The 15,535-nt window shown below is 71.2% G+C and carries 8 protein-coding genes; 2 read left to right on the top strand and 6 right to left on the bottom strand.

Translation table 11 applies throughout. The annotated features are described in order from the left end of the window. Positions 1-5: 5 nt before the first annotated feature. Genes ACX114_RS04825 through ACX114_RS04810 form a run of 4 tightly spaced genes read right to left on the bottom strand, consistent with a single transcriptional unit; the run spans position 6 to position 4,492 of the window. Complete coding sequence (locus tag ACX114_RS04825) at positions 6-1,211, bottom strand: sensor histidine kinase (RefSeq protein ID WP_459295190.1); 1,206 nt, start codon at positions 1,209-1,211, stop codon at positions 6-8. Next, positions 1,208-1,645: a response regulator gene (locus ACX114_RS04820; protein WP_459295188.1), complete on the bottom strand. Its 438-nt coding sequence runs from the start codon at positions 1,643-1,645 to the stop codon at positions 1,208-1,210. Before ACX114_RS04820 ends, ACX114_RS04825 begins: the two co-directional genes overlap by 4 nt. Further along, positions 1,642-3,912 (bottom strand): ATP-binding protein, encoded by a 2,271-nt coding sequence (locus ACX114_RS04815; protein WP_459295186.1) that lies wholly within the window; start codon positions 3,910-3,912, stop codon positions 1,642-1,644. Before ACX114_RS04815 ends, ACX114_RS04820 begins: the two co-directional genes overlap by 4 nt. Beyond that, complete coding sequence (locus ACX114_RS04810) at positions 3,893-4,492, bottom strand: biliverdin-producing heme oxygenase (RefSeq protein WP_459295185.1); 600 nt, start codon at positions 4,490-4,492, stop codon at positions 3,893-3,895. Before ACX114_RS04810 ends, ACX114_RS04815 begins: the two co-directional genes overlap by 20 nt. A 285-nt stretch (positions 4,493-4,777) precedes the next feature. On the opposite strand from ACX114_RS04810, the gene gltB reads away from it, so the two are divergent. Together gltB and ACX114_RS04800 are read left to right on the top strand one after the other, a co-directional pair. Then, positions 4,778-9,349: a glutamate synthase large subunit gene (gene gltB / locus ACX114_RS04805; RefSeq protein ID WP_459295183.1), complete on the top strand. Its 4,572-nt coding sequence runs from the start codon at positions 4,778-4,780 to the stop codon at positions 9,347-9,349. Between the two features lie 2 nt (positions 9,350-9,351). Beyond that, entirely contained in the window at positions 9,352-10,812 is a 1,461-nt protein-coding gene (locus ACX114_RS04800; RefSeq protein WP_459295181.1) for a glutamate synthase subunit beta, read from the top strand. Positions 10,813-10,820: 8 nt separating this feature from the next. On the opposite strand, the gene ACX114_RS04795 is transcribed toward ACX114_RS04800, so the two are convergent. Both ACX114_RS04795 and ACX114_RS04790 read right to left on the bottom strand, forming a co-directional pair. Next, positions 10,821-13,025 (bottom strand): hypothetical protein, encoded by a 2,205-nt coding sequence (locus ACX114_RS04795; RefSeq protein ID WP_459295179.1) that lies wholly within the window; start codon positions 13,023-13,025, stop codon positions 10,821-10,823. Positions 13,026-13,238: 213 nt separating this feature from the next. Further along, positions 13,239-15,437 carry a hypothetical protein gene (locus ACX114_RS04790; protein ID WP_459295177.1) on the bottom strand — a complete coding sequence of 733 codons (2,199 nt, stop codon included), beginning with the start codon at positions 15,435-15,437 and terminating at the stop codon, positions 13,239-13,241. Positions 15,438-15,535 lie beyond the last annotated feature (98 nt).

The raw sequence follows: 15,535 nt of genomic DNA, 5'->3' as shown, positions 1-15,535 counted from the left end.
CCGCGCTACGGCGCGGTGTGCTCGGGGCCGCCACGAACCGGCGTGGACTGCGCGGGCCCGGCGGAGAGCGCGATGCCCCGGGGCAGGCGCGCGGTGAAGGTGGAGCCCTGCCCCTCCACGCTGCGCACGGCGAGCGTGCCCCCGTGCAGCTCCACCATGCGGCGCGCGCTGGCCAGGCCCACGCCGCTGCCGGACACGTCCCCGGACACGTTGCGCCCGCGGTGGAAGCGCTCGAAGACGAAGGGCAGGTCCGCCGCCGGGATGCCGATGCCCTGGTCCGTCACGGAGAGCAGCACGAACTGCTGCGACTCTCCTTCCTCCACCATCAGGTGCACGGTGACGGTGGAGCCCGCGGCGCTGTACTTCACCGCGTTGCCCATCAGGTTCTCCAGCACGCGCTCCAGGGCGTGCGCGTCCCACTCGCCGGTGAAGTCGCGCCCGTCCGGGACCTCCAGGACGAAGTGGTGGCGTGACGCGTTGGCCTCCAGCTCGCGCACCTTGCCGCGCACCATGGCCAGCAGGTCCATGGGCTCGCGCTTGAGGGGGCGCTCCTGGCCGCGCGTCACCTCCAGGAAGTGGTCGATGAGCTCGCCCATGCGGTGCGCCGCGCGCACGATGTGGCCCAGGCGCGTCTCCAGGGAGGGCGTCATCGCGGCGGCGGGAATCTGCCGGCGCAGCACCTGGGCGTTGAGCGTCATGATCTGCAGCGGGCCCTTCAAGTCATGCGTCGCCAGCGAGAAGAGCTCGTCGCGCACGGCCAGGGCCTCGCGGGCTGCGGCCTCGGCGCGCTCGGCGCGCAGGCGGCGCTCCTCCAGCTCGCGCGTCATCAGCACCGTGTCCACCGCGCTGCGCAGGCTGCGGCGCAGGCGCTCCGGGCTGAAGGCCTCCTTCACCAGGTAGTCCTGGGCGCCGGCCTTCATGGCGTCCACCGCCACGCGCTCGTTGCCGCTGCCGGTGAGCACCACCACGGCGGGCACGCGGGGCAGGCCCAGCTCCGTGACCTTCTGCAGCAGGGTGACGCCGTTCATGCCGGGCAGGTGGTAGTCGAGCAGCATCGCGTCCACCCGGTTGCCGGACAGATACGCCAGCGCGTCCTCCGCGTTGGACATGGGCACCACTTCCCACTGCATGTCCGGGTCCTTCGCCAGCGCGCGGCTGACCGCGAGGCGGTCCGCCATGCCGTCGTCCACCAGCAGCACGCGCAGGCTCATGCCTCCGGCTCCTGGGGCTCGGGCAGACGCGCGGCCTTGAACCAGAAGGCATGGAGCGCCTCCGCGGTGGCCTGCAACTGAGGGCCAATCTCCGGCTTGAAGAGGTAGCTGTTTGCTCCGTCCGCGTAGGCGCCCTGCACGTCGCCCTTCTCCACCGAGGAGGAGAAGATGATGACGGGGATGGAGCGCAGGTCCGGGTCCGCCTTCAGCGTGGCCAGCACGTCGCGCCCGCTGATGCCGGGCATGTGCATGTCCAGCAGGATGAGCGTCGGGCGCTCCGCGTCCGCGTGGGCGCCACGCCGGTAGAGGTAGTCCAGGGCATTCTCACCGTCGTGCACACGCACCACGGGCACGGGCAGGGGCAGCCGCTTCGCGATGCGCATCAGCGCCTCCGCGTCCGGATCACTGTCCTCCACCAGCAGCAACGGGTTCATGTCCGCGGTTCCTCGCCCAGCGTGAAGAAGAAGGTCGAGCCCTGCCCCGGCGCGGAGTCCAGCCAGAGCGAGCCGCCGTGCAGCGACACCAGCCGCCGCGCGATGGCCAGACCCGCCCCCGAGCCGCCACCATAGGCCTGCGCCGGATGAAGGCGGCGGAACAGTTCGAAGATGGCCTCATGGAACTGGGGCGCGATGCCGATGCCGGGGTCTCTCACGTAGAAAATGTAGGGTGCTTCCATTTGACGCGCCGCCGCCGGACGTGATTCCCCGGGCCCCACGAAGCCCACCTCCACCCAGCGGGGCTCGGCCGTCTGGTACTTGGCCGCGTTGCTGATGAGGTTGGCCCACACCTGACGGATGTGGACGGCGTCACACGCCACCGTGGGCAGGCGGCGGGGCAGGCGGACCTCCACCCTCCCCTCCTCCAGCCGCGCGCTCAACGTCCTGAGCACGTCCTCCACCAGGGCCTGCTGGTCCGTCTCCGCCCAGGACAGCTCCAGGCGTCCCAGGCGGCTGTACTCGAAGAGGTCGTCGATGAGGCCGTACGTGCGCTTCGCCAGCCACGCCAGGGCCTCCAGTTGCTGGCGCCCGTCCTCGCCCAGGGTGGGGCCGAAGTCCTCCTGGAGGAAGGAGCTGTACTGGAGGATGCCGCGCAGGGGCTCCTTGAGGTCGTGCGCCACGGTGCCGCCAAACGCGTCCAGCTCCGCGTTGGAGCGGGCCAGCTCCCGCGACAGCCGGGCCAGCTCCTCCGCGTGCCGCAGCACCACGCCCACCAGCGCGCCCTTGAGCGCGAGCGCCGCCTCCAGGTCCTGCGTGGACCACGGGAGGGAGGCGCCCTTCATCTCCTCGCGCCACACGTCGAAGGACGCGCGGGGCCGCAGCCGCGCATGGCCCGGCTCCGGACGCACGGGCTTGTTCGGGTTGCCGGCCCACCTCACGGTGCGCGCCACCTCCGGGCGGAACCACAGCGCGAAGTGCGGCACGGAAGGATCCAGGCGCACCGCCAGCAGGCCCGCGGCCACGTCCACGCGCGAGGCCAGCGGCGGGTACACGCCCCCCAGCCGGTCCACGTGGAAGGCCTCTCCCGGCAGCTCACGCTCCGAAAGCCACGACACCAGGGCGCGCACCTCCTCGGCGGAGGGCGTGGTGCCGAGCAGCAGGGGCGACGCCTCCGGGCCCGCGCTTGCGCCCAGCACCAGCGCCACGCCGTGGGCCCCCGTCAGCTCCATCAAGAGCGGGGCCTGCGCCTCCAGCGCCTTCGCGGGGGTGCGCTCGCCCAGGTTCGGAAGGACCAGCGCGTTGAGCAGCGCCGCGCGGCGCGCCTGGGCGGCGGACTCCAGGCTCCGCTCCTCCGCGGCGAGTTGGAGCGACAGCAGCCGCGCCAGCACCTCGCACGCCTGCCGCCGCGCGGCGGACACCGTGCGGGGCGAAAGGTGGTGGCAGGCCATGAGCCCCCAGAGCTGTCCGTCCTTCAAGAGCGACACGCTGAAGGACGCGCCCACGCCCATGTTGCGCAGGTACTCCAAATGGATTTCCGACACGCTGCGGAGCGCGGAGCCGGACAGGTCCAACGGGCGCTGGGTGTCCGGCAGCAGCGGCGGCACCAGGCCCACGGCCTTCGCGTCCACGTCCGCGATGAGGCGCACGGGGTTGCGCGTGTAGAGGGCGCGCGCCTGCGCGGGGATGTCGCTCGCGGGGTAGTGCAGGCCCAGGAAGGAGTCCACGCCCTCGCTCACGCTCTCCGCCACGACCTCGCCGTGGAAGTCCGCGTGGAAGCGGTAGACCATCACCCGGTCGTAGCCAATGAGCTCCCGCACCGCGTCCGCGGCTTCTTGAAGCAGCGCGACCGTCCCCTTCGCGCGCGCCAGCGGCGACACCAGCCGCTGCACCGCGCCCAGCGCGGTCTCCTCCGCGCCCACGTCCTCGTCCGCCAGCGGCTCCAGCTCCAGCACGCGCAGGCCGTCGCTGTCGTGCAGGAGCGCGGAGCAGCGCTGACCGGACACCTCCACGGTGATGGGCCCCGGCCCCGTGCCCGCCTCCACGCGCGCGAGCAGCCCGTGCGGCAGCACGCCGGAGAGGGGCTTGCCCAGGAGCGCGTCCGGCCCGGCGCCGAGCAGCGCCTGGACGTTCGCGCTCACGACCGCGACGGCCTCCGTGTCCGGGTGGAAGGCGACGAGCACCCCCCGGGGCTGGATGCCGCCCAGCAGGTGGATGGGCTCGCGGTCACAGACGCTGAGGTCGGCATCAGAGACGGACGGAGACATCGTGCTCTTTCATCAACCAGGCGGCGAAGGTGTCGAAGGTGTCGCGGGCGCCCTGCACCACGGCCGCGTCGAAGGTCTCGGAGGCCGCCCGTTCGGACGCCCGGGTGAGCGCGCCACCGAACGCGCGCCACATGGGACCCACCTGGTCGCCGTAGGCCTGGAAGAAGGCGAAGTTCCCCACGCGCGCGTCCGGACCGAAGTGGCGCGTCAGGTGGCGCAGGATGAGCTGGCCCCCCAGCGTGGAGCCCTCCAGCACGTACGCGCAGCCCAGCGCCTCCGCCAGCCCCGGCAGCGCCGGCAGCGAGGAGGCACGCGGCAGCCGCGCGAGCGAGGCCGTGTCGTGCCCCATGGCGCGCAGGTCCGCCTCCAGCAGCGGCGTCTTCCAACGCGCCCCCCAATCCAGCGCCGGCTCCAGGGCCGACAGGGGTCCGGCAAGCCGCGCTTCCAGGGGCAGGTAGAGCCCGTAGAAGGCCTCCATCTGGCGCTGGTAGCCCTCGGGCGTCAGGTGCGCGTCCATCAGACGCACCACGCCCTCCGTGCGCTCATGGTGGGGGCGCGTCTCCGTCTTCAGCCGCTGCATCAGTTCCAAGGTGCCCGGAGGATCGGGAGCGGCGCGTCAGGTGGAAAGAACCAATTGCGCTGAATGTTGGCCGTTCATCGCAGGCGACTGTCGTCCGCCTGGCCATGCATCCGGCGGCGGACGCACGCGGCGTGAGCTTTCACGGAGTGCCTGTTTCCCCGGCACCACTCCACGCGGTGACTCGACCCCCTGGACCACCCTGTCTTTACGGGCTGCGACACGCCGCGTTAGCCTGATTGCTCCACAGCTTGGCTTCCCGCGTCATGCGGGAAAGGGGTCCCGACGATGCCGTTCACCCTCCCTCCGCGCTACGGGCTGTATGAGCCGGAGACCGAGCACGACGCCTGCGGCGTGGGGTTCGTGGCCCACATCCGGGGACAGCGTTCGCGGGGCATCGTGGAGGACGCGCTGGAGCTGCTCAACCGGCTGAGCCACCGCGCCGCGGCGGGACGGGACCCGGAGACGGGCGACGGCGCCGGCATCCTGGTGCAGCTGCCGCACCGCTTCTTCAACCACGAAGCGCCGCGGCTGGGCTTCGAGCTGCCGCCGCGCCGCCAGTACGGCGTGGCACAGGTGTTCCTGCCTCGGGAGCCGGAGGCGCGCCGCGCGTGCGAGGCGCTGTTCGAGGACGTGGTGGAGGAGGAGGGGCAGCGGCTGCTCGGCTGGCGCGACGTGCCGGTGGCGCCGGAGGAGCTGGGACCGCTCGCGCGGGAGGCCGCGCCGGTCATCCGGCAGCTCTTCATCGCGCGCCGGCGCGTCGTGCCCAGCGCCTTCGAGCGCAAGCTCTACCGCATCCGCAAGCTGGTGGAGAACCGCGTGCTGGCGCGCGGCGTGGATCCGCTGGGGCGCTTCCACGTGGCCAGTTGTTCGTCGGAGACGCTCATCTACAAGGGCCTCTTGCTGCCCCGGCAGCTGCCGCGCTTCTACGCGGACCTGCGGCACCCGGAGTTCGTCAGCGCGCTGGCGCTGGTGCACTCGCGCTTCTCCACCAACACCTTCCCCACGTGGGAGCTGGCGCAGCCGTTCCGCTTCATCGCGCACAACGGTGAAATCAACACCCTGCGCGGCAACCGCAACTGGATGACGGCGCGGCGCGGGCTGCTCCAGACGGCGAAGCTGGGCGGGAGCCTGGAGCCGCTGTGGCCCATCATCGTCCCGGGCAAGAGCGACTCCGCGCAGTTCGACAACATGGTGGAGCTGCTCTACCTGGGCGGCCGCACCCTGCCCCACGCGATGATGATGATGATCCCGGAGGCGTGGGAGGGCCACAAGGAGATGGGCGACGAGCGCCGCGCCTTCTACGAGTACTCCGCGTCCCTGCTGGAGCCGTGGGACGGCCCCGCCGCCATCGCGTTCACGGACGGGCAGCTCATTGGCGCGACGCTGGACCGCAACGGCCTGCGCCCCGCGCGCTACCTGGTGACGGAGGACGACCGCATCATCCTGGCGTCGGAGACGGGCGTCATCGACGTGCCTCCGTCGCAGGTGCGCCGCAAGGGCCGGCTGACGCCGGGCCGCATGCTGCTGGTGGACACCACCGAAGGGCGCATCCTGGAGGACGAGGAGGTGAAGCATGACATCACCTCGCGCTGGCCCTACCGCCGCTGGCTCCAGCGCAACGTCTTCACCTTCGAGGACCTGCCCTCGGTCCCCGCCCCCGAGCGCCTGAAGGGCGAGACGCTGTGGCGGCTGCAACGCGCGTTCGGCTACACGGACGAGGACGTGCGCACCACGCTGGTGCCCATGGCGGAGACGGGCAAGGAGCCCACGGGCTCCATGGGCACGGACACGCCGCTCGCCGTGCTGAGCGACCAGGCCCCCACCCTCTTCAACTACTTCCACCAGCTCTTCGCGCAGGTGACCAACCCGCCCATCGACCCGCTGCGCGAGGCGCTGGTGATGACGCTGGCCACCGCGCTGGGCCCGGAGGGCAACACCTTCGAGGAGACGCCGGAGCAGTGCCACCGGCTGTCCTTGCCCGGCCCCATCCTCACCAACGGGCAACTGGCGCGCCTGGCGAACCTGCGCGGCGACACGGGCCTCTTCGAGCCGCGCCCCTTGAGCCTGCTGTACCCGCACGCGGGCGGCGCGGCCACGGCGCTGGAGGTCGCGGTGGAGCGGCTGTGCACGGCGGCGGTGGACGCCGTCGACGCGGGCGCGAGCATCCTGGTGCTGAGCGACCGGGGCGTGGACGCGGCGCACGCGGCCATCCCCGCGCTTTTGGCCGTGTCCGCGGTGCACCAGCGCCTGGTGCGCGACGGCACTCGCATGTACACGGGCATCGTGCTGGAGACGGCGGAGGCGCGCGAGGTGCACCACTTCGCGTGCCTGTTTGCCTACGGCGTGTCCGCGGTGAACCCGTACCTGGCGCTGGACAGCTTGCGCGCGCTGGCGGACGCCGGAGAGCTCAAGGCGGACGCGGACAAGGCGCAGGCGCAGTACCTCCACGGCCTGGAGGAGGGCCTGCTCAAGGTGATGTCCAAGATGGGCATCTCCACGCTCCAGTCCTACCGCGGCTCGCAGCTCTTCGAGGCGGTGGGCCTCCAGAGAAGCCTCATCGAGAAGCACTTCACCGGCACGTCGTCGCGCGTGGAGGGCGTGGGCCTGCCGGAGCTGGGCCGCGAGGTGGCGGAGCGGCACGCGCGCGGCTTTGGCGCTGGCGCGGACGGCGAGGAGAACCTGTTGCCGGTGGGCGGGCAGTTCCGCTGGCGCCGGCAGGGCGAGCGGCACAAGTGGAACCCGGCCACCGTGGCGAAGCTCCAGGCGGCGGTGCGCGCGAACGACGCGGCGCAATTCCAGGAGTACTCGAAGCTGGCGGACGACGAGACGCGCGAGCACAGCAACCTGCGCGGCCTGCTGGACGTGGTGACGGACGGCTGCACGCCAGTGCCGCTGGAGGAGGTGGAGCCCGCGCTGGAGCTGGCGCGGCGGTTCGTCACCGGCGCCATGTCCTTCGGCTCCATCAGCGCGGAGGCGCACGAGACGCTGGCCATCGCGATGAACCGGTTGGGCGGCCGGTCCAACAGCGGCGAGGGCGGCGAGGAGTCCCGCCGCTACACCCCGGACCCCAACGGCGACTCGCGCCGCAGCGCCATCAAGCAGGTGGCCAGCGCCCGCTTCGGCGTCACCGCCGAGTACCTGGTCAACGCGGACGAGCTCCAAATCAAGATGGCCCAGGGCGCCAAGCCCGGCGAGGGCGGCCAGCTCCCGGGCCACAAGGTCGATGAGCGGATTGCCCGCGTGCGCTGGAGCACGCCGGGCGTGACGCTGATTTCGCCGCCGCCGCACCACGACATCTACTCCATCGAGGACCTGGCGCAGCTCATCTACGACCTCCAGTCCGTCAACGCGAAGGCGCGCGTGAGCGTGAAGCTGGTGAGCGAGGTGGGCGTGGGCACCATCGCCGCGGGCGTGGCCAAGGCGGGTGCGGGCTGCGTGGTGGTGGCGGGCTACGAGGGCGGCACGGGCGCCTCGCCCCTCTCCAGCCTCCAGCACGCGGGCCTGCCGTGGGAGCTGGGGCTGGCGGAGACGCAGCAGGTGCTGGTGCACAATGGCCTGCGCTCGCGCATCCGCGTGCAGGTGGACGGCGGGCTGCGCACCGCGCGCGACGTGCTGGTAGCGGCGCTGCTGGGCGCGGAGGAGTTCGGCCTGGCCACCGCGAGCCTCGTGTCCGTGGGCTGCATCATGCTGCGCAAGTGCCACCTCAACACCTGCTCGGCGGGCATCGCCACGCAGGACCCCCACTTGCGCGAGCGCTACCAGGGCACGCCGGAGAACGTGGTCAGCTTCTTCCTGCTGCTGGCGGAGGACCTGCGCCGGCACATGGCGAAGCTGGGCGCTCGCAAGCTGGATGAGTTGGTGGGCCGGGTGGACCTGTTGCGCCAGCGCGCGGCGGTGGACCACTGGAAGGCGCGCAAGGTGGACCTGTCCGCGCTGCTCACCGCGCCGTCCGCGCCGGCCACCGAGCCGCGCCACTGCCAGACGCCGCACCGCAAGGACGTGTCGGACCACCTGGACCACGAGCTGCTGACGAAGGCGCAGTCCGTGCTCGCGGGCGGGCCTCCGCTGCTGCTGTCGCTGCCGGTGGCGAACACGCACCGCGCGGTGGGCGCCATGCTGTCCGGCGAGATTGCCCGCCGCCACGGCGCGCAGGGGCTGCCGGACGGGAAGCTGCGGGTGAAGCTGAAGGGCTCCGCGGGCCAGAGCTTCGGCGCGTTCCTCGCGTCCGGCGTGACGCTGGAGCTGGAGGGCGATACCAACGACTACCTGGGCAAGGGGCTGTCCGGTGGACGCATCATCGTCTACCCGCCGGAGGGCAGCCGCTTCACGCCCGAGGAGAACGTGCTCGTCGGCAACACGGTGCTCTACGGCGCCACGGCCGGCGAGGTGTACCTGCGGGGCCTGGCCGGTGAGCGCTTCGCGGTGCGCAACAGCGGCGCGCAGGCGGTGGTGGAGGGCGTGGGCGACCACGGCTGCGAGTACATGACGGGCGGCGTGGTGGTGGTGCTGGGACAGACGGGCCGCAACTTCGCGGCCGGCATGAGCGGCGGCACCGCGTACGTGCTGGACCGCGAGCGCTCCTTCCGCGAGCGCTGCAACCTGGAGATGGTGGAGCTGGAGTCACTGGTGGACGAGTCGGAAATCTGGCTCGTGCACGGGATGATTGAACGCCACCTGCACCACACCGGCAGCGCGCTCGCGCGGCGGGTCTTGGACAACTGGGAGCTGATGGTGCCGCAGTTCATGAAGGTGATGCCGTCCGACTACAAGCGCGTGCTCCAGGCGCGCAGGGCGGCGCGCAGGCCACCACCGGCCGCGGGTATTCAGCAGCTCCACGTCGTTGGCGGGGGGGCCTGACCATGGGCAAGCCCACGGGTTTCATGGAGTGGCAGCGCGTCCACGCCCCCAAGCGGGACAAGGTGGAGCGGCTGGAGGACTGGCGCGAGCTGCACCTGCCGCTGGCGCCGGACGAGGCGAAGCGTCAGGCGGGGCGCTGCATGGACTGCGGCATCCCCTTCTGTCACCAGGGGTGTCCCCTGGGGAACCTCATCCCGGACTTCAACGACGCGGTGTACCGGGGCCAGTGGAAGGAGGCGTACCAGGTGCTCAGCCGCACCAACACCTTCCCGGAGTTCACCGGACGGCTGTGCCCCGCGCCGTGCGAGGCCGCCTGCGTGCTGGCCATCGACCGGGACGCGGTCACCATCGAGCAGATGGAGAAGGAGATTTCGGAGCGCGCCTTCGCGGAGGGCTGGGTGAAGGCGAGGCCTCCGGCGAGGCGCACGGGCAAGCGCGTGGCCGTGGTGGGCTCCGGCCCCGCGGGCCTGGCGGCGGCCGCGCAGCTCAATTCCGCAGGGCACAGCGTGACGGTGTACGAGAAGGACAGCCGCGCCGGAGGCCTGCTGCGCTACGGCATCCCGGACTTCAAGCTGGAGAAGGCGGTGCTGGACCGCCGGCTCGCGCTGATGGAGGCGGAGGGCATCGTCTTTCGCATGGGCGAGGACGTGGCGGTGTCCCCGGGCTGGCGCGCGCTGCGCGAACAGTATGACGGCGTGGTGCTGGCCCTGGGCGCGCGCAAGGCCCGCGAACTGGACGTGCCGGGCCGCGAGCTGTCCGGCGTGTTGCAAGCCATGGACTACCTGGAGCACCAGAACCGCGTGGTGACGGCGGGCGCGCCGCCGGACACGCGCCTGGAGGCGCAGGGCAAGCGGGTCATCATCCTGGGCGGCGGCGACACGGGCTCGGACTGCCTGGGCACGGCGCTGCGCCAGGGCGCGGCGAGCGTGATGCAGGTGGAACTGCTCCCCGCGCCGCCGCAGGTGCGCGCGAAGGAGAACCCGTGGCCGCGCTGGCCGCTGGTGTTCCGCACGTCGACCAGCCAGGAGGAGGGCGGCGAGCGCGCCTTCGCGCTGATGACGAAGCGGCTGGAGGGCGAGGACGGTCAGCTCAAGCGCCTGCACGCGGTGCGCGTGGAGGTGCAGCGCGAGCCGAACGGCGCCGTGAAGCTGGTGGAGGTGCCGGGCTCCGAGCAGGTGTTCGAGGTGGACCTGCTCGTGCTCGCCATGGGCTTCACCGGCCCGAACACGGACCGGCTGGCGGAGGAGCTGGGCGTGGCGCTGTCGCCGCGAGGCACGGTGCGGGTGGACGCGAAGTTCGCCACCACCGCGGCGGGCGTGTACTGCGCGGGCGACGCCAGCCGGGGCGCGAGCCTCATCGTCTGGGCGCTCGCGGACGGACGGGAGGCGGCGCGCTCGCTGGACACCTGGCTGTCCGGCACCGCCTCCGTGCTACCCACGCGCGGCCAGGACTGCGCGTTCTGAGGCCTTCGTCAGTGGACGAAGGTCTCTGGCGGGCGCAGGAGGTTGAGCGGTAGGTCGCGCGGCTCCTTGGCGAAGTTGGCGCGCGACTCGAACAACTGCTTCACCGTCTCCAGGTCGCGGATGGGGTCCACCTTGAACGGAGGCTCCTCCGCGCTGCCCGCGATGGGGTCGAAGGGCACCGCGCCCGCCGTCCTCTCCATTTCGAACAAGAAGGACCGGTCGAAGGCGGCGACCAGGCCGCACGTGCTGCACGTGGCGATGTCATAGAGCCGCTGGTGCCGGCGGTGCAGGTCCGCGAACGACCACGCCACCACCCCCGGGAACTGCTGATCCAGCACCGGGAAGCTCAAGCCCGCGCCTCCGCCCGTGAGGAACTTGGACGGCGTCGCCGGGATGCCCGACAGCGGGTCGATGTGCGTGAAGGCGTTGTTGCCATTGGTGCCGTTCAGGGCCGTGTCCCCGAAGTGGCAGCCGTTGCAGGTGTTGCCGGAGAACTCCTTGCGCGCGCAGACCTCCGGGGCAACTCCGGGGTTCACGCCGAAGGCCTCCCAGTGCGTGGGCGGCGCCACCAGCGCGTTGCCACCGAGGAAGGGATTGCCATTCACCTTGTGGGGCACGGTGAAGGACGACACGCAGTTGGCCGGGATGTTGAAGGTCGGTGTGACGTTGATGCCCGCCTTGACGGGCCCCAGCACGTGGGTGTTCACGTCCGGGTCGATCTGGCTGTCGTGGGTCGCGTCGTTGGGCGTCAGCGCCACGGTGTGCGGGCGCAGCAGGCCGTTGCTCGCCGTGGTGGTGCCGGCGTTGGGGTCCTCGTCCGCCAGTTGGAACTCCCGCAGCTCCCACTGCCCGCCGGGTGCCAGGGCGATCTCATTCGTGCGCAGCTGGTTGAGGGCGCTCCCGTTGCCCTTGGCGGGCGCCTTGCCGGCCAGGACGACGCTCTCGGTGATGGCCTCCAGCTTGGACAGGTAGGCCGCGTCGAAGCTCGAGTGGGTGCCCAGGTCCGCCCACTGCCGGGCATAGTCGATGACCTGCTGGCAGCCGGTCCGGGGCACGCCGTACTCCACGATGGTGGTGAAGCGCTTGAGGCCGCACGTCGTCTGGGAGCCGCCGGGCACGCCCCAGAACTGGGGCTGGGTCACGCCGAAGACGAAGCGCAGCTCGCCCGCAGTGGACGTGCCGCCGTAGCCGCCCGTGTTGCCCGCCAGGTCGATGCGGTTGACGATGGACAGCAGCCGGAAGGGCGCGATGTCCAGGTTCAGCGGGCCGGTGCTGGACACCTTCCACTGCCCCCCGACCAGCACGAGCGTGGCGGCCTCCCCACTGGCGTTGGCCCAGGGCTGGATGACCTGGTTGAACATCTCCTGCCGCCGCTGGGCCACGACGTCGCTGTTGATGGTCTGGTCATTGAGCCAGGTGGACAGCCACTTGAGGACGAAGTCCTCCGCCGTCGAGCCCGAGCCCAGGGCCATCTGCCGCATGAGGTGCCCGAAGGTCCACACGCCGCCCCGCGTGCCCTGGTTGGTGCAGGGGTCCCAGGTGCGCGCGGGGTCCTGCACCACCTGCGGACTCCGGATGAGCAGCGTCTTGTCCCAGGCCGCCGGGTTGCTGGCGGGCCTGGCCGGACAGCTGTCCATGAGCGTCATCCCTCCGTTCCGGAAGGCCTGCGCCTGGAACTCCAGCCCCTCGAAGCGGGCGGCGGGGTGGCGTCCGTTGAAGAGGATGGTCTCCCGGGTGACCTCACCGAACCCGCCTGAGAGCACCTCCTCCTCGCTCCGCGTCCGTTGGTCCAGGGCTTCGTCCGTCACCTGGGAGAACAGGGTGAAGAACTCCGGGCCGGGGCTCTGCGGGAGGATGCCCAGCTCGACCAGGGCATCGGACCGGAACAGCACCACCGGGTCGCTCGGGCTTCCCACGACGCGCACCAGGCTCTCGGACAACTGCGCGTTGGCCGGCGCCGCCAGCTTCACGTGCACCGCCGCCGTCTCCTCCAAGGCGGTGGGCTGCTCCAGCTTCTGGGCGAAGACCCGCGCCACGGAAGCGGCCTCCACCACGGGCAGCTCACCGAGGCTGGAGCCCTGCTCCGCCTTCGCCTTCGTCTGGGCGGTGCTTCCTTCCGGCGCCTCTGTCGCCTTGGAACAACCACTGACCGCCAGCATGGCTCCCAATAGCCAGACCGACCGGCCCTTCCATCCCGCGCGCTTCTCGAACATGCCCCACCCCGGCGTGAGGCCATCCTTCCCGGATGGCCGGAGCGCACCTTGGGTACGAGCCCATGTCCGCGAAGAGGACATCGCACTCACACACCGAGTCAAAGTCAGACGTCACACAGGAAAGAGGGCCATCTGATTGTTATTCCATCCTGGACCCGTCTGAATCCAGACAGGGCCCTCATCCCCGCGGGCCCCGTCTGGCAGTCATTGCCGTCAGTGGACGCGGGCCTCGGGCGGCTGGAGGAAGTCCAGCGGCACCTCCCGCGACTGCGTCGTGAAGTCCTGACGCAGCTCCAGCAGTTGCTTCACCACGCCGACGTCACGGATGGGGCCCACCGTGAGCGCCGGCTCGGGCGAGCCGGGCGGCACGTCCAGGGGCACGCTTCCGGCGAGCGCCTCCATCCGCGCCAGGTAGCCCATGTCCAGGCCCCTGACCCAGCCGCAGGTGGTGCAGTTGGCCAGCTCCTGGAGCCGCTGATGCCGGCGCAGCAGGTCCGCGAACGACCACGACGCCACGCCGGCCCCGAACTGGGCGTCTGGCACGACGTACATGAAGCCCGGGCCTCCGCCCGTGAGGAACCTGGACAGCCGCGCCGGGATGCCTGACGTGGGACTGACGTGCGTGAAGGCCACGTTGTCCACGCCTGAGAAGTCGTTCGTGCCCGTGTCCTTGAAGTGACAGCCATTGCACGTGTTGACGGAGAACTCCTTCCGCGCACAGACCTCCGTGGCATCCGTGGGCACCACGCTGAAGCCCTCCCAGTGGGTGGGCGACGCCACCAGCGCGTTGGCGCCACGGAACGGTCTGCCATTGAGGTTTGGGGGCACCGTGAACTGCGCGGTGCACCGGGTCGGGACGGTCACCGGCTGCTCGACGCCGTTCTTGACCTGCGTGCGCACGAAGGAGTCGATGTCCGGATCCGTCTTGTAATCATGGGTCGCGTCATCCGGGGTCAGCGCCATCGTGTGGACGCGCAGGAAGCCGTTGGAGGGTTTGTCCTTGCCGGTAACGGGGTGCTCATCCACCAGCCGGAACTCCCGCAGCTCCCACGGGAACGCCAGGGCGGCCTCATTGGTGCGGAGCTGGTTGAGGGCGTTCCCGTTGCCCTTCCCCTGACCCTTTCCCCGCAGGACCACGCTCTGGGTCATCTGGGTGAGCTGCGCCTTGTAGGCCGCGTTGAAGGAGGAATACGTCCCCAGGAGCGCCCACTGCCGGGCCCAGGCGACCACCGGCGCGCATCCCTCGCCGGGCACGCCGTACTCGAAGATGACGGTGAAGGGCTTGAGGTTGCACGTCGCCTCCGTGCCGCCTCCCCAGGGCGAGGGGCGTGTCAGCCCGAAGAGGAAGCGCAGCTCGCCCGGGTCGGTCTGCCGGTCGGCGTAGTCCCAGCTGCGGGCCAGGTCGATGCGGTTGACGATGGACAGCAGCCGGAAGGGCGCGATGTCCAGGTCCAGCGGCTTGCTCAGCACCACCTCCCAGCGGTTCGTGGAGGCGTTGAGCTCCAGGGACGAGGTCGCGCCGCTGGCGGCGGCCCAGGGGGCAATCACTTCGTCATACATCTTGCGGCGCGCGGGCACCGTGTCGCCGTTGGCCTGGAAGTCATTGAGCCAGAGCGACAGCCAGTTCAGCACGAAGGCCTCCGGCCGCGCGCCGGAGCCCTGGGCCATCTCCCGCATGAGGTGCGCGAAGGTCCACACGCCCCCCTTCGTCCCCGCGCCGGTGCAGGGGTCCCACGTGCGCGCCGGGTCGAGCACCACGGCCGGGTCGCGGATCATCAGCGTCCGCTCCCATTGGGGCTGGGTGGAGACCGGCAGCAGGGGGCAGATCGTGACCGGCACCTGCCCGCCCCACCCGAAGGCCGCCGCATCCAGGGGGAGCCCCTCGTAGCGGGCGACCGGGTGGCGTCCGTTGAACAGGATGCTCTCCCGGGTGGTCACCCCCAGCTCACCCGAGGCCAGGCGGCGCTCGTTCTCCTGGCGCCGCTCCAGCTCCGAGTCCGGGAGCTGCGCGAAGAACGTGAAGAAGTCCGGACCGGGGCTCGAGGGAATCGCGCCCATCCGGGCCAGGGTGTCGGCGTGGAACAGGACCGTGGGCCGCGCCGGGTCACCCACCACGCGCACCAGGCTGTCCGAGAGCAGCCGGTTGGCCGGGGGCGGCAGCTTCACGTGCACCGCCGTCGTCTCCCCCAGGGGCGTGGGCCGCGCCAGCTTCTGGGCGAAGGTGCTGGCGACGGACAGGCCCGGCACGAGGGGCAGCTCCCCCAGGCCCGTGCTGCTCCCTCGCGACTCCTCCGCGGCGGCCTGCTTTGAAGGCTCCAGGGCCGCATCCTGCGCCGGTTCCTTCGCGCAACCGCCGACCACCAGCACGGCTCCGACCACGGCGATTCTCAATTCCTCGCACTTCCACAACATGCATCCCCCCCGGCAAAGCCAGCCTTCGCTTGGAATGGCTGGCATTGACTCAACGCCGCTGGAGTGAAGTGCATGGACGGACGTCACACCCCTGACAG

It is taken from the genome of Corallococcus sp. M7, from assembly GCF_054512695.1.
The sequence above is the reverse complement of the archived record's forward strand: the minus strand, read 5'-3'. Positions and strand labels throughout refer to the sequence as shown.